We start from the raw sequence: 16,430 nt of genomic DNA, 5'->3' as shown, positions 1-16,430 counted from the left end.
ATTGGGGATCCGGCGTCACGCAGAACTGCCTAAAGAACCGTCTAACCGGACTCCCCAATAGGCACATGGTGGGCTTAATCTCTGTCCCATGACCTCCCCCCGCTCCTACGGCGGCGGTTACTACGCCACGCCGCCCTTCCCGGACACCCCGATCTACGACTCGCTCGTCGCGGAGCGGGGCACGCCTCAGATCGCTCCGATCCGAGTGCCCGCCGCGTACGACACGGGCTCCAGTTACCTGCCCGCCCTTCCCTCGTCCCTGCCCGCGCTGCCGGCGGCACCCTCGCAGCCCATGCAGCAGCCGTACGGCTACCCGCAGCAGATGCAGCAGCCAGTCCCGCTCCAGCAGGCGCCGGCGCCGTACATCCCGCAGCAGGCCCAGCAGCCGCGCGGCGGCTACCCCGGCCAGCACCCCGGCTATCAGGCTCAGCCGCAGCGCCCGATGGCGCAGCGCCCCGCACCCGCCACGGGCTACGACGCGATGCGCCCCGCAGGACCCATGCGGCCCGCGGCGCCGATGCGGCCCGCACCCGCGCCGGGACCGTACGAGGACCCGTACAACAGGCCTTACCAGGGACGGGGGTACTGACCCGCGACGACGGGCACGCACCGGACCCCTGGGAGGTCCCGTACGAACACGGCAGGGCGACTCCGCCACGGAGCCGCCCTGCCGTGTTCGTACGCCGTCCCGCCGCGCTCCCCGCCCCGGCCGCTTTCTTTGTGCGCGCTGTGTGAGCCGTGCCACCGCGGGAACCCGAGCCTGCGGCGGCTGCGTTGCTTCCCACGGAAGGGGGTGCGGGACGGTGAGAGTGGTACTGGGTATCTGGCGATGGCGGCACAACCCCCTGCGCCGGACGACCGACCTGGTGGAGGCGTGGGTCGCTGTGCTGGCCGCGCTGCTGCTCGTACTCGGGGCGCCGGCGGCGGGATGGCTGAGCGGGGCGGAGCTGAACTCGTCGCTGCAGCACACGGTGGCCGTCCAGCAGCACGAGCGGCACGTGTCGCGTGCGGTCATGGTGGCGGACACGGGGCAGCGGGGCGGCACCGGCATCTTCGACCCGGAGTCCGCCGCGGGGCGCAACACGAACGCACAGGTGATCGCGCGGTGGACGACCCCGGGCGGCGCCCACAAGGTCGGCACGGTGACGGCGCCGAGCACCCGGCTCCAGCCCGGCGACACCTTCAGCATCTGGTCGGACACGCACGGCACGCAGGTGCCGCCGCCGATGAACTCCTCGGTCGCGCACTTCCACGCGGTGTTCTCCGGTGTCGTGGCCGCGCTGTTCGCCGCGCTGCTCGTGCTGGGCGCCTGGCGGCTGGCCGTGTGGGAGATCGTGCAGCGGCGTTACAGGCGCCTGGACAGGCAGTGGGCCAGGCTGGGGCCCGACTGGGGCCGTACGGGCACCGGGAGTTGACCGGCGGGGCCGGCGCTCGGCACGCCGTACGAGTTCGGCGCGCCGAGCGCCGCCCGCCGCGTCCGCGCTACGCGCCGCCCGGCCGGGTCGTCACGTCAACTCGCCTGCGCCGCGCGCGCTAACGTGGTGCGCGACCCGGTCCTCGTCGCGGCCGGGAGCACCGCAGTCGCACGAGGTGGGGGCAGCACAGCGCCATGGCACAGGGCACGGTCCAGGTGACGCACTCGGGTACATCGCGGTGGCGGCGCCGCACGGGTGATTACGCCTCTCTCGCCGCAGCCCTGGAGGCCGCGAGCGACGGTGACATCCTCACTCTCGCCCCGGGCACCTACCGGGAGAACCTCGTCGTGGGGCGCGCGGTGACGCTGCGGGGCCCCGAGGGGTCGGCCGGTTCGGTGCGGCTCGCCCCGTACGACGGCGTGCCGCTGACCGTGCGCGCGTCGGCGACCGTGCAGGACATCCACCTGGAGGGGCAGGATTCGGCGGCGCCCGCGCTGCTGGTCGAGGACGGCACGCCGGAACTGCTCGACCTGCGCATCGTGACCCGCTCCGCCGCCGGCATCGAGGTGCGGGGCGCGGCCAGGCCGACGGTGCGCCGCACCACGGTCGACAACCCCGCGGGCGTCGGCCTCGCGGTGCTCGACGGAGCGGGGGGCGTGTTCGAGGAGTGCGAGATCGTCGCGGCGGGGCAGGCCGGCGTGTCGGTGAGCGGCGGCGCCCACCCGCGGCTCGAACGCTTCCGCGTGCACCATGCCTCGGGCGCCGGGATCAGCGTCAGCGGCGAGAACAGCGGCCTGGAGGCCATCGGCTGCGAGGTGTACGAGGTCAAGGGGGCCGGGGTGCAGGTCGCCGCGCGCGGCGCGGCGCACCTCACCGACTCCTCGGTCCACCGTACGACGGCGGACGGCGTCACGCTCGACACGGACGCCGTGCTGACCCTGTCCGACTGCGACATCCACGACGTGCCGGAGAACGCGGTGGACCTGCGGTCGCGCTCGGTCCTGACGCTGACCCGCTCCACGGTCCGCAGGTTCGGCCGCAACGGGCTGTCCGTCTGGGACCCGGGCACGCGCGTCGACGCGAACCAGTGCGAGATACACGACTCCACGGGCGACTACCCCGCGGTCTGGGTCAGCGACGGAGCCACCGCGGTACTGGACTCCTGCCGGGTGCACGACGTGCCGGACGCGCTGTTCGTCCTCGACCGCGGCTCGCGGGTGGACGTCGTGGACAGCGACCTGGCCCAGGTGCGCAACACGGCCGTCTCCGTGAGCGACGGCGCGACGGTGCAGCTGGACGACTGCCGCATCAGCCACGCCTCGACGGGCGCCTGGTTCCGCGACCACGGCAGCGGCGGCACGCTGGCCTCCTGCACGGTGGACTCCGTGCAGACGGGCGTGATCGTCACCAGGGGGGCCGACCCGGCGATCGAGCGCTGCGTCATCAGCTCCCCGTCCGAGGCGGGCTTCTACGTGTCCGCCGAGGGACGCGGCACGTTCCGTGGCTGCCGGGTCACGGGCAGCGGCGGCTACGGCTTCCACATCATGGACGGCTGCCGCACCACCCTGAACCGCTGCCGCACCGAGCGGTGCGCGCGGGGCGGCTACGAGTTCACTGACGAGGGACCCGTCGTGGAGGACTGCACGTCCGACGAGAGCGGCACCGTCTCCGCGGGCCCCGAGCCGAGACGGACGGCAGCCGCGGCGGCGCAGGTCGCGCCGCAGTTCGGCGCGGTGCCCGCGCAGGCCACGGCCGCCGCCGTCGCGACCGAGCCGGCCGGCTCTCCCGCCACCGCGGCCCCGGCCGCCTCCGCCAGGCTCTCCGGTGACGTACTGGCCGAACTGGACGGCCTGGTCGGCCTCGACAGCGTCAAGCGCGAGGTGCGGGCGCTGACCGACATGATCGAGGTGGGCAGGCGGCGCAGGGAGGCGGGGCTGAAGGCGGCGTCCGTGCGCCGCCACCTCGTCTTCACCGGCTCCCCGGGCACCGGCAAGACGACGGTCGCCAGGCTGTACGGCGAGATCCTGGCGTCGCTCGGGGTGCTTGAGCGCGGCCACCTCGTCGAGGTGTCGCGGGTGGACCTCGTCGGGGAGCACATCGGCTCGACGGCGATCCGCACGCAGGAGGCGTTCGACCGGGCGCGCGGCGGGGTGCTGTTCATCGACGAGGCGTACGCGCTGTCGCCGCAGGACTCGGGCCGCGACTTCGGCAAGGAGGCCATCGACACGCTGGTGAAGCTGATGGAGGACCACCGGGAGGCCGTGGTGGTGATCGTGGCCGGATACACCGCGGAGATGGAGCGGTTCCTCGCCACCAACCCCGGCGTCGCCTCGCGCTTCTCCCGCACCATCACCTTCGGCGACTACAGCCCCGGTGAGCTGCTGCGGATCGTGGAGCAGCAGGCGGACGAGCACGAGTACCGCCTCGGCGACGGCGCGGCCGAGGCGGTGCTCGCGTACTTCACCGCGCTGCCGAAGGGCCCCTCGTTCGGCAACGGGCGCAGCGCCCGCCAGACGTTCGAGTCGATGGTGGAGCGGCACGCGGGGCGTGTCGCCCAGCTGGCCGAGGCCAGCACGGACGACCTGACCCTGCTCTACGCGGACGACCTGCCCGTACTGTCCTGAGGCCGCCCGGCACGGTCCTGCGCGTGCCCGGCACCGTCCTGGGGCCGCTGCTGTTGCGGCACGCCGGGCGGCAACAGGCCGAACAGGGCCGCGCGTTCCTCGGCGAACGCCGGGTCTGCCTGGTAGGAGCCATGGCCCTCGATGCCTTCGAGCAGCGGGTGCTCCACGGAGCGGCCGTACGACGCCGGGTCCTTGAGCGGCCCCCTGTCGACGCCGGGCAGTCGGCCCCCGTCGGTCGCGCCGACCGGGCCGCCGATGGCGTCGGTGTCGCGCCACAGGTTGCGCCAGCGGCGCAGCTCGCGGTGGAGCTGCGTCAGTTGCGGCTCGCCGAAGTAGGCGGGGAACCACCTGCCGTACAGCCGCTCCAGCGGCGCACCGTACGTGAGCAGCGCGATGCGCGAGCGGGTGGCGTCGTCCAGCTGCCAGACGGTGGCCGCCGCGAGGACCGTGCCCTGGGAGTGCGCCGAGAGCACCAGCCTCCCCCGGGTCGCATCCGTCCATGTGCGGATGCGCCACGCCAGGTCGGGCACGGCGCGCTCCGCGTAGCAGGGCGGCGCGAACGGGTGGGCGGCGCGCGGCCAGAAGGTGCCGACGTCCCACAGGATGCCGATGGTCTGCCGGGTGGAGGAGCGCGCGTAGGCGAGCCTGCCGAGGGTGACGAAGGCGAGGAACCCTATCCCGACGAACCAGGAGCCGAGGCCCTGCGCCGTTTCGGCCGCGCCCTCGGTGAAGGAGCCGGCATGCTGCGCGGCCCGCCCCGGCACCTCGTCCGACGCCCAGGAGAGCGCCACGGCGGCCGCGCCGAGCAGCAGGGCGGCCCCGGCGAGCGTACCGACGAGCCAGGACGCCGCATCGGTGAGGCGGACGAGGGCGCGGCGCCTGGCGATCAGCCGGGTGCGCACGGCGTCGGCCCGTGGCGCGCCCGCGCCTTCGCCCACGCCGTAGTCGGCCTCGACGCGCGCCCGCCCGGCCCTGGCGGCCCGCGTGGTGCGTACCGCGAGCACGGTGACGGGCACGAGCAGCAGCACCAGCAGGACCGGGATGACCGACGCCTGCCAGCTCAGCAGCGGCGGCGGCGCCGGCACGGCATCGCCGCCCATGCCAGGGGTGGCGCCGCCGTCGAGCCAGTCGGCCACGCGCTGCGCGACGCCGCCGGTCATCACGCCGGCGGTGCCGCAGGCGAGCACCGCGACGGCGGGGCCGCCGAGGCCGTGCAGCACGGTGGCGGGCCTGTGCGTGGTGGCGTGCAGGAGGGCCGCGGCGACGGCGAGCGCGACGATCAGCGCGGCCTGGGCGAGCGCGACGGCGCGGTAGCCGGCGTCGCCGGTGAGCATCCCCGAGGAGCGCCAGCCCGGCCGTGACCAGCCCGCGTACAGGGCGGTGAGGCCCAGCAGGACGAGGCTCGCGCAGGGCAGCGCGGTGGTCAGGCCCCGGTCGAGGCGCCGGTCGCGGACGGATTCGCTGCGGCCGCTGCGGCACACCACCCAGACGGCCGTCAACGCGGCCGCCGCGAGCGCCGCCTGCAGCAGCCGTCCCGGCAGCGCGTGCGCTCCTGCGGCGGCGTCGTGGCGTGCGGTGGCGCCCGCGAGCGTGGCGGCGATGGTGAGGAACCCGGCGGCGGTGTGCGCGCCGCGCAGCCGGGCGACGCTCCTGCGGCCGAACCAGAACCCTGGACGTGCCAGCGCCGGGCGCGGCGAGGCCGGGTCGTACGGGCCCGCGGGCTCCTCGTCGTCGCCCGGCGGGCGCTGATTCTCGTACCTCGCCCAGGTGCGGGCGGACAGGAACCACAGCAGCGCGACGAGCGCGGCCGGGACGAGCGCGGCGAGCGCGAGCCTGCGGCCCGGCTGCGACCACCAGCCGTGGTGGGCGGGCGCGAGGAAGGCGAGCCAGGACCGGTGCGCCGCGCAGGCGGCCGACCCGGCGCACTGCCATGCCGTCAGGTCGAGGGCCACCTCGCAGGCGGAGGCGGTGAACAGGACGGTCAGCGAGAGGGCGACGAGCCGCACGAGGGCGCCGTACAGCCTGCGCACGCGCGGCAGGCCGTGGGTGTCGGGGCGCATCCAGTGGGCGAGGTTGGCGACCATGAAGGGCAGCAGGAGCAGCCACAGTGCGCGGGACGCGCCGCCCGAGGTGAGCCCCGACCAGCAGTAGGCCTCCTGGACGGGTCCCGGCCGGGCAGCGGCGGGGTCGGCGCGCCGCTCGGCCTCCGTGTCGTCCACCCGGCGGTAGATGGCGGCCGTGTCGTCGCCGGTGATCCGTACGGTGCGGGCGCTGTCGAGCATTTCCTGCGGTGTGTGCCCGCCGACCCCGTGCACGAGCAGTTCCAGTTCGGCGCCGGCGCGCGGCCCCGGGGGCGACGCGGGCAGCGGTGGCGGGACGGGTTCAGGTGCCGGCGGCGGTGGGGTCACGGTGGCGGCTCGCTCTCGGGCGGGGACGAGGTGGGTGGTACGGGGCGGCGGGGCCAAGCATCCCGGATCCTGGGGCCGCTTCTTCCCCGTGTCCACGGAAAATCCCCCGGCCGTGTCGAATGCTTTCCCACCACGCGCCGTTCCGCACAGGCCGGCGCGTGCGAGGATGAGCAGACCCGCGGAGGATCGATCGTCTTGCGCGAAGGCACGAAGGGGAAGGACGGGGTGGGTCGGTGGGCGACAGCCGCAACCTCCTGGCCGAGCAGCGGCGCGCGCTGATTCTCGACGAGGTACGCAGGCGCGGGGGCGTCCGCGTCAACGAGCTCACCCGCACGCTCCGGGTGTCGGACATGACGGTCAGGCGGGATCTGGACATCCTCGCCAGGCAGGGGGCCGTCGCGAAGGTCCACGGCGGCGCGGTGCCGGTGGCGGACGCGAGCGCGCACGAGCCGGGGTTCGAGGCCAAGTCCGCGCTCGAACTCAGCGCGAAGGAGGACATCGCGCGGGCCGCGGCCGAGTTCGTCGCGGCCGGCAGCGCGATCGCACTGTCTGGCGGCACGACGACGTACGCGCTGGCACAGCGCCTCGTGGACGTGGCCGACCTGACGGTGGTGACGAACTCGGTGCGTGTCGCGGACGTCTTCCACGCGGCGCAGCCCGCGTCCCCGTCCGGCGGGCACCGTCAGGGCGCCGCGACGGTGGTACTGACGGGCGGCGTGCGCACGCCGTCGGACTCGCTGGTGGGCCCTGTCGCCGACCAGGCGATCCGCTCCCTCCACTTCGACGTGCTCTTCCTCGGGGTGCACGGCATCTCGGTGGAGGCGGGCCTGTCGACGCCCAACCTCGCCGAGGCGGAGACGAACCGGCACTTCGTGCAGGCGGCGCGGCAGGTGGTGGTGGTCGCGGACCACACCAAATGGGGCACGGTGGGGCTCAGTTCGTTCGCGACGCTGGACCAGGTCGACACGCTGGTGACGGACGCGGGCCTGCCGCCCTCGGCCCAGGAGGAGATCGAGGAGCGGCTGGCTGAGCTCGTGGTGGCGGGGGCTGTACGGGAGGGACCCGAGTTCGGATGACGGCCTTCACGGTGGAGCGCGCGCCGGCGCTGAACACCGGGGAGGCGTGGCGGCGGCTGACCGACTGGCCGTCGCATGCGAGCCGTGTCCCGCTGACGCGGATGCGCGTCACGACGCCGGGCCCCACGCGCGTCGGCACGGTGATCGTCGCGAGGACCGGGGTCGGGCCCGTGGGGTTCGACGACCCCATGGAGATCGTGGTGTGGTGCCCGCCGGACGACGGCGGCGCGGGCCGCTGCCGTCTTGAGAAGCGTGGCCGGACGGTGCGGGGCTGGGCGGAGATCCGGGTGCGTGGGGACGGCGCCGGGGTGACGCGGGTGTCGTGGGTGGAGGACCTGCGCGTCGCGTTCCTGCCGCACCTGTTCGACGGGGTGACCGCGGACGCCGGGCGGCTGGTGTTCGGCCGGGAGGTCGACCACCTCCTGAGCGCCCGGCGGGCCTGAGCGCCGCCGCGCGGCGGATCCGAGGTGCGCGCTCCTCGCGAACGCCGCCGGCGGGAGGCTTCAAGCGGCCCCTGCGGTGGAATCCCTCTCGTAGGGCGGCGCCGGGAGCGGCGCGGCCGGCCCCGTCGAGTCGCTGGGGAAGTGAGGACCGTGCTCCGACATGGACGCCCGGTAGGGCCCGAGTTCGCGGAGTCGGCACCGGTGCGCATGGCCTTCGGCGCCGAGGTGGCGGCGCCTCCCGCCGCCGTGTACCGGGAGCTGGCCGAGCGCGGCGAGGACTGGCCCGACTGGTTCGGCCCCCTGGTCGCGGTGGCGCGGACCCCGCAGGGACGGCAGGTGCGGCTGCGGGGCGGCGGGCAGTTCTGGGAGACGGTGCTGGTCGCGGAGCCCGACACGCGGTACGTCTACCGCACCGACCGCACCAACGCGCCGGGTGTGACGGCGCTCGTCGAGGCCTGGCTGCTGGTTCCCGCGGGCGGGGCCACGCGGGTGCGCTGGACGGTCGGGACGGACGGCACGGCCCTGTACCGGGCGGTCCTGCGGGCCGCGCGCCCCGCGATCGGCCGGGCGTTCCGCGACGCGATGCGCGCCCTGGAGCGGCGGCTCACCCTGCCGGAGGGCTGACCCGCACCGCGCGGACATCCCGGCCGCTCGGCTCAGGACCGCGGCCGGCTGCCGTGCAGCAGGAAGTGGTCGAGCGCGGCGGTGTACGGGGCGATGTCGAGGCCCTGCTCGGCGAGCCACCCGTCCGAGTAGTACTTGTCGAGGTAGCGGTCGCCCCCGTCGCAGATCAGCGTGACGACGCTGCCGCGCTCGCCCCGCTCCACCATCTCGGCGACGATCCGCAGCGCGCTCCACAGGCCGGTGCCGGTGGAGCCGCCCGCCTTGCGGCCGACGATCCGCTCCAGGGTGCGCACGGCGGCGACGCTCGCCGCGTCCGGCACCTTCATCATGCGGTCGATCGCGCCGGTGACGAAGCTCGGCTCCATGCGGGGCCGCCCGATGCCCTCGATCCTGGAGCCACTGCTGCTGGTGGCCGCCGGGTCGTGCCGGGTCCAGCCGTCGAAGAAGCACGAGTTCTCCGGGTCGGGCACGCAGACGCGGGTGTCGTGGCCCATGTAGTGGGCGTAGCGCGCGATGGTCGCCGAGGTGCCGCCCGTGCCGGCGGTGGCGACGATCCAGGCGGGCACCGGGTAGCGCTCCAGGCGCAGTTGCTCGTAGATCGACTCGGCGATGTTGTTGTTGCCGCGCCAGTCCGTCGCGCGCTCGGCGTAGGTGAACTGGTCCATGTAGTGGCCGCCGCCGTCCGACGCGAGCCGCGCGGCCTGCTCGTACAGGGTGCGGGTGTCGTCCACGAAGTGGCAGGTGCCGCCGTGGAACTCGATCAGCCGGCACTTCTCACGGCTGGTGCCGCGGGGCATGACGGCGATGAACGGCACGCCGATCAGCTTCGCGAAGTACGCCTCGGAGACGGCGGTGGAGCCGCTGGACGCCTCGACGACCGGCCTGCCGGGCCTGATCCACCCGTTGCACAGCCCGTAGAGGAACAGCGAGCGCGCGAGCCGGTGCTTGAGGCTGCCGGTGGGGTGTGTCGACTCGTCCTTGAGGTACAGGTCGACGCCCCACCGGTCGGGCAGCGGGAAGCGCAGCAGGTGGGTGTCGGCCGAGCGGTTGGCGTCCGCGCGCACGAGGCGCACGGCCTCCTTGAGCCAGGCGCGGTACGCGGCGTCGCTGCGGTCCGCGTCCATGGTGGAGGCGGCTTCGGCGCGCGGGGCAACGGGCTCGGCGACGGGTGCCGCGGGGGCAGGTGCGGGGGTGGGACGGTGCTCGGCCATGGGCCAAGTCAACCGCAGGGCCTCGCAAAACGCTCACTTTGGGTAGCCATAAGGCGGCGCCGGGGCCGGGTCCCCTCCCGCGCGAGTTGCGGCACAGGCACCGCGGGTCCAGTCTGGTCTCACTTCACTCAGGGTGAAACGGCGGTGACGCTGCGATCCAGCCCCGCCGGGCAGCAACGGCGGCCGGGTCGCGAGCCGGCAGCCGGATGGCGAACCTCGCTTCTTCCGAACTCAATTCGGGGAGTCGCAGCCGTGATCAGCCAGCAAAGCAGGCACTGCACGGTGGAGCTCCATGCCCTGCCGTCGCGGATCGGACAGGTCCGCAGAATCATCTCGGCGCAGTTGCGCTACTGGCGCCTCGACCCGTTGATCGACCATGCGGCACTCGGAGTGACCGAGCTGCTGACCAACGTCCACCGGCACGCGCAGCCGGACAAGCGGTGCACGGTGGATGTGGCGCTGCTGCTCGACAGTCTCACGGTGTCCGTCAGTGACCACGATCCCCGCGTACCGAACCTCACGGACGCGGACACCTACGACACGGGGGGCCGCGGTCTCGCGCTGATCGCGGCGGTCAGCCAGAGCTGGGGGGTGCGCCCGAGCGCGGGCGGCAAGAGCGTGTGGTTCACGCTTCCGGCGCCGCCGGGGTCCGCGGCGGCGAGACCGGCGCACTGCCCCGTGTACGGGGCGGCCACCGACGGGCCGTTCGACGGGGCGGATCTCGAAGCGGTGATCCTGGAGTACGGGCACGCTACGGCCAGGACCGTGGTGATGGGCTGAGTCGTCCGAGCGCCGCACGGCGGGCCGGGCGGGGCGTCTACCGCCCTGCCCGGCCCACGCCGGGGAACCCTCCCACCGCGCTTCGGGGCGCGTCAGACCGTGCCGCCGGCCTTGCCTCCCGGCCTGCCGAACTGCTCGTCCAGGACGGAGAGCCTGCGCCAGTACTCGTCCTCGTCGATCTCACCCGAGGCGAACCTCCGGCCGATGATCGCGATCGGGGACTGCGGGTCGTCGCCGCGCCCGTGCTGCCAGGGGCCGCCGTGGCCGAGGGCGCGTCCGCCGAAGCGTCCCGTGCGCCGTACGAGGGTGACCACCGTGGCGATGACCGCGGCCCAGACGAGGGGCACGAACAGGATCCACGGGCCGGGTCCGCCGTCGTGGAATGCCAGCGTGTTCATGGGGCTCAACTCCAAACGTCTCCGCGTGTCCGCGGGATGCGCCGCGACGTGTCCGCGGTGTTTCCTGACGCTTCCGAGCCTCCCGCCCGCGCGCGTCCGCGTCGTCGTACGGCCGGCGGCACTCGGCGTACCGCACGGGAAGTACGGGGCCGGCGCGGGTGCGGGCCCTGCGGCGTACCCCGACCTGCGCGCCTGACGGGCAGGGCCCCGCGGCGCACGGCAGGCGCACCGCGGCGCGCGGTCGGAGCCTCCCGACGCGCGGTCGGAGCCTCCCGACGCGCGGTCGGAGCCTCGCGACGCCCGCGAAGGCCACGGGTGTTCACCCGCCTGGCGGCCAGGCCCCGCGATCACGCCGAGTGATCGCCGCGTCAGCCGGTCAGCGCCCCCAGCGGGTCGTCGAGTACCGGCTGCCAGGCCACCTCGCCCGCTCCGACGAGGCTGTTGTGGTCGAGCGTGCAGCCCAGCACGGGGACGGCGCTGCTGCGGCCCCACAGGCTGCGGTCCGCGACGACCGCGCGCAGCCGGTCCGGGTCGGCCTCCAGCAGTTCGCGGTGCAGACCGCCGAGGATGATGCGGTCGGGGCTGAGGATGTTCACCAGGCCCGCGAGGCCCAGGCCCAGCCGGTCGATCAGCCGGTGCGTCGCGGACCGCACGGCGGGCTCGGCGCGTCCGGCACGCACCAGTGAGGCGGCCTGCTGGAGCAGGCTGGTCTCGGGGCCGGGCTCGCGGCCCGCTTCGGTGAGGAAGGCGAGCGGGTCGGTCTCCACGTCGAGGCAGCCCCTGCCGCCGCAGTAGCAGGGCCTGCCCTCGGGGTTGACCGCGAGGTGGCCCACTTCGAGCGCGAGCCCCGAACTTCCGGTGTGCAGGCGGCCGCCCAGCACGAGCGCGCCGCCGACCCCGCGGTGGCCCGTGGCCACGCACAGCAGGTTGTCCGCGCCGCGGCCGGCGCCGTGGCGGTGCTCGGCGAGCGCGGCGAGGTTGACGTCGTTGCCGGTGAAGACGGGCCCGCCGATGCCGATGGCCCGCACGCGCTCCGTGAAGATCTGCTGCACGGGGGCGCCCGAGGGCCAGGCGATGTGCACCGGGTTGAACGCGGTCCCCTCGGGTTCCGCCACCGCCGACGGTACGGCGAGCCCCGCGCCCACGCACCGTCTGCCCTCCTCCCGCAGCAGCGCCTCGCCCGCCGCGACGCACTCGCCGAGCACCTGGGCGGGGTCCGCCTCGACGACGGAGCGGCCGGCGGCGGTGGCGACGATCCTGCCGCCGAGACCGACGAGCGCGACCCGGAACCCGTCCGCGTGCACCTGGGCGGCGAGCGCGACAGGCCCCGCCTCGTCCACGGCGAGCCGGTGCGAGGGCCGCCCCTGGGAACCGGCGCCCGCGCCGGGCCGCGAGTCGACCCTGATCAGCCCGAGCGCCTCCAACTCCGCTGCGACGGCGCCCGCGGTGGCGCGCGTGACGCCGAGCTCGGACGTGAGCACGGCGCGCGTCGGCGCGCGGCCCGTGTGCACGAGTTCGAGCGCGGGGCCGAGCGCGCTCCTGCCGCGCTCCAGACGCGTACGGGTCGGGGTCGCCTTGCCGTTCATGGGCCCGAGTCTCCCATGATCCGCGGCGCCGCCTTCTTCCTTGTCCTGCTGCGCACCTGTCCCTATGCTGCTTTTGTGCCGCACTTGAACAAACCCGTGAAGGGCTCGTCGTACGACGGCCGGGCCGACGGTCCGCCGAACTTTGACAGCGCCGTGGCCGAGCGCCGGCGCCTGTCGCGGCTGCGCGCGGTCGTGACGCTGTTCTTCGGCCTCGACGGATTCGTCTTCGCCGGATGGGTCGTGCGCATCCCCGCGGTCAAGGCGCAGACCGACGCCTCGGCGAGCGCACTGGGGCTCGCCCTGCTCGGCGTATCGGCGGGCGCGGTCGTCACCATGACGCTCACGGGCCGGCTCTGCAGGACCTTCGGCTCGCGCCCGGTGACGGTGGGGTGCGCGGCGCTGATGTCCCTCGCGGTCGCGCTGCCCGCCCTCACCCACTCCGCCGTGGCCCTCGGGCTCGTGCTCGTGGTCTTCGGCGCGGGATACGGCGGGCTGAACGTGGCGATGAACGCCGTCGCCGTCGACCTGGTCGCCGCGCTGCGACGGCCCATCATCTCCAGCTTCCACGCGGTCTACAGCCTCGGCGGCATGATCGGCGCCGCGCTCGGCGGGCTCGTCGCCAGCCGCATGAGCGCCATGACACACCTGGCGCTGCTCGCCGCCGTGGGAGTCGCCGCGACGGCGGCGCTCGCGCCGTTCCTGCTGCGCGGGCCCGAGCCCGTACCGCCGCGCGAGAGCGTAGACCGGGCGGCGCCCGGCGCATCCCCCGGCCCCACCACGGCCCGTACCACGCGCGCGCGAACCGGCAAGGTGGTCGCGCTCTTCGGAGTGATCGCGCTGTGCACGGCGTACGGCGAGGGGTCGGTGTCCGACTGGAGCGCCCTGCACCTGACGCAGGACCTGGGCGCGGCGCCCGGTGTGGCGGCGCTCGGCTACTCGGCGTTCGCGCTCGCCATGACCGTCGGCAGGCTCTCGGGCACGGCAGTGCAGGAGCGCTTCGGCCAGACCGGCGTCCTGGTCGCCGGCGGCCTGATGGCGGCGGGCGGCATGCTGGTCGGCGCTCTCGCGCCGGTCACCTGGCTGGTGTTCGCGGGTTTCGTGGTGATGGGCCTCGGCCTGTCCAACATCTTCCCGGTCGCGATCGGCGGCGCGGGCGCGCTCGCCGGGCCCGGTGGCGTGGCCGCGGCGTCGACGCTCGGCTACGGGGGCATGCTGGTCGGGCCGCCGGTGATCGGGTTCCTGGCCGACTGGCTGTCGATGCCAGTCGCGCTGACAACGGTCAGCGTCCTCGCGGCGCTCGCGGCCGCACTCGGCTACGCGGCACGCGGCGCGGGCCGGCAGCCGCCGGAGGCGGCCTGACCGGCGCCTTCCCCCGGCTGCGTCCGGTCACTTGCATCCCGGCCCCTCTCCAAGCCGGGCAACTGGGCCGCTAGTATGCCGAGTTCGGGGCGTGTGCCAGGACACGCCCCGATCGACGGAGAGGGGCCGGGCGTGGGTGGCGCACCGCACGACGACGTGAACTGGATGGGCCGCGAGCCGCGGCCTTCGCTCGACCTGCGCACGGACCAGCCGCACTCCGCCCGCGTCTACGACGTCCTCCTGGGCGGCAAGACCAACTATCCCGCCGACCGGCGGGCCGTTGCCGACCTGCTGGCGAGCATGCCGATCGCCCGGCGCACGGCACTGGAGAACCGGGCCTTCATGCACCGGGCCGTCGGCTACCTCGCCGGCGAGGAGGGCGTGCGCCAGTTCCTCGACATCGGGACCGGCATCCCGACCGAGCCGAACCTGCACCAGGTCGCGCAGGGCGCCGATCCCACCGTCCGCGTCGTCTACGCGGACAACGACCCGATCGTCCTCGCGCACTCCCGTGCCCTGCACCAGGGCACCCCGGAGGGTCGCACCGACTACGTGCACGGTGACCTGTGCGAGCCGGAGGCGATCCTTGCCGAGGCGCGGAAGACGCTGGACTTCTCCCGGCCGATCGCCGTCACGCTGCTCACCGTGCTGCATTGGCTGCCCGCCCACGCCGACGCCTACGAGATCGTGCGCACGCTGATGGACGCCGTACCCGCCGGCAGCGCACTGGTCATCACCCACGTCACCCGGGACCACGAGGACTCGGCGGTCGGCGCGGCCGCCGAAGGGCTGAACGCGCAGGGCTCCCATGTCACTCCCCGATCGCGCGATGAGGTGGCCCGGTTCTTCGACGGGCTCGAACTGGCCGCGCCGGGCCTGGAACTCGTGGAACGCTGGCGCACCGACGCGCGTCCCGACGCCCCGGTAGGTCTGCCCGCCGGTCCTTCGCAGCCCGCGGAAGCGGAGGACATCGTGCCGCTCTACGTGGCGGTGGGCCGGAAGCCCGCCTGACCGCACGCCGCGGCCCCTCCCGCCCGGCGCTCCATCGGGCCGGACGGGAGGGGCCTGGAGCGGCCTACTTGGTGAAGGCCGCCGTTCCGTTGGGCGTACCGAGGCCCGTGGGGCCGTCGTAGCCCTGGCCCGCCGTGCACAGGTACGACGTGCTGCAAGAGCCGTTGGAGCCGCTGGTCACGTCGTTGAGCGCGCTGGTGTGGGCGTACGGGTAGGACGCCGGGGTGTCGGCGGAGCCCGGAGCACCCGCGAGCGCGTAGACGGCCGCGATGATCGGGGACGAGGCGCTGGTGCCGCCCACGACCTGCCAGCCACCGGCCTGGTAGCTGTCGTAGGTGGCCAGGCCCGTGGCCGGGTCGGCGACCGCGGACACGTCCGCGACGGCGCGCTTGGCGCAGCCGCTGTCCTTCTGCCATGACGGCTTGGCGGAGTACTGCGAGCAGCCGGAGCCGGCACCCTCGCCGCCGGCGCTCGAGCCCCAGACCTTCTCGGACCAGCCGCGCGAACCGCCGCCGCCCTGGCTCAGCGACGTGCCACCGACAGCCGTCACGTACGGCGAGGACGCCGGGTACTCGACCCCGTAGCCGCCGTCGCCCGAGCTGACGGTGATGGCGACCCCGGGGTGCTTGAAGTACTGGTCGTCGGCCTGCTGGTCCGACGAGTCCTCGCCGCCGCCGTAGCTGTTGGAGACGAACTTGGCGCCCTTCTCCACCGCCTGGTTCACCGCCGCGCCGAGGTCGTCCATGCTTGCGCTCTTGGCCTCGACCAGCATGATGTTGCACTGCGGGCACGCGGCGCTGACCATGTCGAGGTCGAGGGAGATCTCCCCGGCCCAGCCGGCGTCCGGCGCCGGGTAGTTGGTCCCGCCGTTCTGGTCGATCTTGGAGAAGCAGCCGCTGGCGCTGGTGCACTCGGGCAGGCCATACTGCTTGCGGTAGGTGGCCAGGTCCTGCTCCGCGTTGGGGTCGTCGTTGGCGTCCACGATGGCCACCGTCTGGCCCTTGCCGCCGTCCGGAAGGTTGTACGCGGACTTCAGCTCGTCGGGTCCGTAACCCTGGGGAGCCGCCTTCGGGTTCAGGGACTTGAAGGTCTTGAGGTCGGTGCGGACCAGGGCGTTGCACGCCATGTAGCCGGGCTTGGTGTGCTGGGAGCACAGGTGGCGCACGTGGACGGCCGAGGCGGACTTCGCGGCGCCGGCGGTCGCGTGGGTGGGCGCCGGTGCGGCGAAGGCCGTCGTCTGGACGGCCATCAGGCCGCCGCCGGCCAGGACTGCGGAGAGCAGGGCCGGAGCGCTGCGGCGTATCAGTGTGCTTCTGCGGTGGGACGACATGAAGTGCCTTCCGTGTGGGGGAACGCTCCGCGGCGGACGTCGGGACAGAGCCCTATGCATGGCGAGCACATGACAACCGACTGTCCGGACGAGCTGCCGGAAGCCGAAGGTGGCGCCGATCACTGGGTGGCGTGGGGGTGCCACCCTGTCCAGTGGTGGCGCTGG

General features: G+C 74.3%; 14 protein-coding genes. 9 read left to right on the top strand and 5 right to left on the bottom strand.

Annotated features, from left to right (window positions below; genetic code table 11):
• Window positions 1–88 precede the first annotated feature (88 nt).
• The 3 genes from IH48_RS0109975 to IH48_RS0109965 all read left to right on the top strand — a co-directional run bounded on the left by IH48_RS0109975 (window position 89) and on the right by IH48_RS0109965 (window position 4,039).
• A complete protein-coding gene (locus tag IH48_RS0109975; RefSeq protein WP_030901991.1) occupies window positions 89–589 on the top strand; it encodes a DUF6643 family protein in 501 nt (166 codons plus the stop codon).
• 214 nt (window positions 590–803) lie between these two features.
• Entirely contained in the window at window positions 804–1,415 is a 612-nt protein-coding gene (locus tag IH48_RS0109970) for a hypothetical protein (RefSeq protein WP_030901990.1), read from the top strand.
• Between the two features lie 194 nt (window positions 1,416–1,609).
• Window positions 1,610–4,039 carry a right-handed parallel beta-helix repeat-containing protein gene (locus IH48_RS0109965; protein ID WP_030901989.1) on the top strand — a complete coding sequence of 810 codons (2,430 nt, stop codon included), beginning with the start codon at window positions 1,610–1,612 and terminating at the stop codon, window positions 4,037–4,039.
• Here IH48_RS0109965 and IH48_RS0109960 read toward each other — a convergent pair.
• Window positions 4,009–6,447 carry a hypothetical protein gene (locus tag IH48_RS0109960; protein ID WP_420705463.1) on the bottom strand — a complete coding sequence of 813 codons (2,439 nt, stop codon included), beginning with the start codon at window positions 6,445–6,447 and terminating at the stop codon, window positions 4,009–4,011. The genes IH48_RS0109965 and IH48_RS0109960 overlap by 31 nt on opposite strands.
• A gap of 233 nt (window positions 6,448–6,680) precedes the next feature.
• Here IH48_RS0109960 and IH48_RS0109955 point away from each other — a divergent pair, with 233 nt between their 5' ends.
• From IH48_RS0109955 to IH48_RS0109945, 3 genes are all read left to right on the top strand, one after another.
• On the top strand, window positions 6,681–7,523 hold the full coding sequence (locus tag IH48_RS0109955; RefSeq protein WP_030901987.1) for a DeoR/GlpR family DNA-binding transcription regulator: 843 nt from the start codon (window positions 6,681–6,683) through the stop codon (window positions 7,521–7,523).
• Window positions 7,520–7,966: a hypothetical protein gene (locus IH48_RS0109950; protein ID WP_030901986.1), complete on the top strand. Its 447-nt coding sequence runs from the start codon at window positions 7,520–7,522 to the stop codon at window positions 7,964–7,966. The genes IH48_RS0109955 and IH48_RS0109950 overlap by 4 nt, the downstream gene beginning before the upstream one ends.
• Before the next feature lie 150 nt (window positions 7,967–8,116).
• Window positions 8,117–8,590: an SRPBCC family protein gene (locus tag IH48_RS0109945; protein WP_030901984.1), complete on the top strand. Its 474-nt coding sequence runs from the start codon at window positions 8,117–8,119 to the stop codon at window positions 8,588–8,590.
• Between the two features lie 32 nt (window positions 8,591–8,622).
• On the opposite strand, the gene IH48_RS0109940 is transcribed toward IH48_RS0109945, so the two are convergent.
• On the bottom strand, window positions 8,623–9,714 hold the full coding sequence (locus IH48_RS0109940) for a PLP-dependent cysteine synthase family protein (protein WP_051839575.1): 1,092 nt from the start codon (window positions 9,712–9,714) through the stop codon (window positions 8,623–8,625).
• Window positions 9,715–10,053: 339 nt separating this feature from the next.
• On the opposite strand from IH48_RS0109940, the gene IH48_RS0109935 reads away from it, so the two are divergent.
• Window positions 10,054–10,581 carry an ATP-binding protein gene (locus tag IH48_RS0109935; protein ID WP_030901980.1) on the top strand — a complete coding sequence of 176 codons (528 nt, stop codon included), beginning with the start codon at window positions 10,054–10,056 and terminating at the stop codon, window positions 10,579–10,581.
• A 92-nt stretch (window positions 10,582–10,673) separates the two neighbouring features.
• Here IH48_RS0109935 and IH48_RS0109930 read toward each other — a convergent pair whose 3' ends face one another.
• Together IH48_RS0109930 and IH48_RS0109925 are read right to left on the bottom strand one after the other, a co-directional pair.
• Window positions 10,674–10,979 carry an SHOCT domain-containing protein gene (locus tag IH48_RS0109930; protein ID WP_030901976.1) on the bottom strand — a complete coding sequence of 102 codons (306 nt, stop codon included), beginning with the start codon at window positions 10,977–10,979 and terminating at the stop codon, window positions 10,674–10,676.
• Between the two features lie 368 nt (window positions 10,980–11,347).
• Complete coding sequence (locus IH48_RS0109925; RefSeq protein WP_030901974.1) at window positions 11,348–12,565, bottom strand: ROK family protein; 1,218 nt, start codon at window positions 12,563–12,565, stop codon at window positions 11,348–11,350.
• A gap of 75 nt (window positions 12,566–12,640) precedes the next feature.
• Here IH48_RS0109925 and IH48_RS0109920 point away from each other — a divergent pair, with 75 nt between their 5' ends.
• Entirely contained in the window at window positions 12,641–13,924 is a 1,284-nt protein-coding gene (locus IH48_RS0109920) for an MFS transporter (RefSeq protein ID WP_420705462.1), read from the top strand.
• Window positions 13,925–14,056: 132 nt separating this feature from the next.
• A complete protein-coding gene (locus IH48_RS0109915) occupies window positions 14,057–14,935 on the top strand; it encodes an SAM-dependent methyltransferase (protein ID WP_324604294.1) in 879 nt (292 codons plus the stop codon).
• Window positions 14,936–14,999: 64 nt separating this feature from the next.
• On the opposite strand, the gene IH48_RS0109910 is transcribed toward IH48_RS0109915, so the two are convergent.
• Window positions 15,000–16,265 (bottom strand): S53 family peptidase, encoded by a 1,266-nt coding sequence (locus tag IH48_RS0109910; protein WP_030901965.1) that lies wholly within the window; start codon window positions 16,263–16,265, stop codon window positions 15,000–15,002.
• Between the last annotated feature and the right edge of the window lie 165 nt (window positions 16,266–16,430).

The organism is Streptomyces sp. NRRL F-5126 (assembly GCF_000721265.1).
GTDB lineage: Bacteria > Actinomycetota > Actinomycetes > Streptomycetales > Streptomycetaceae > Streptomyces.
The sequence above is the reverse complement of the archived record's forward strand: the minus strand, read 5'-3'. Positions and strand labels throughout refer to the sequence as shown.

Coding starts and splice junctions, on each gene's coding strand:
- IH48_RS0109975 (WP_030901991.1), top strand. CDS start 89: ATGACCTCCCCCCGCTCCTACGGCGGCGGTTACTACGCCACGCCGCCC.
- IH48_RS0109965 (WP_030901989.1), top strand. CDS start 1,610: ATGGCACAGGGCACGGTCCAGGTGACGCACTCGGGTACATCGCGGTGG.
- IH48_RS0109950 (WP_030901986.1), top strand. CDS start 7,520: ATGACGGCCTTCACGGTGGAGCGCGCGCCGGCGCTGAACACCGGGGAG.
- IH48_RS0109940 (WP_051839575.1), bottom strand. CDS start 9,714: ATGGACGCGGACCGCAGCGACGCCGCGTACCGCGCCTGGCTCAAGGAG.
- IH48_RS0109930 (WP_030901976.1), bottom strand. CDS start 10,979: ATGAACACGCTGGCATTCCACGACGGCGGACCCGGCCCGTGGATCCTG.
- IH48_RS0109925 (WP_030901974.1), bottom strand. CDS start 12,565: ATGAACGGCAAGGCGACCCCGACCCGTACGCGTCTGGAGCGCGGCAGG.
- IH48_RS0109910 (WP_030901965.1), bottom strand. CDS start 16,265: ATGTCGTCCCACCGCAGAAGCACACTGATACGCCGCAGCGCTCCGGCC.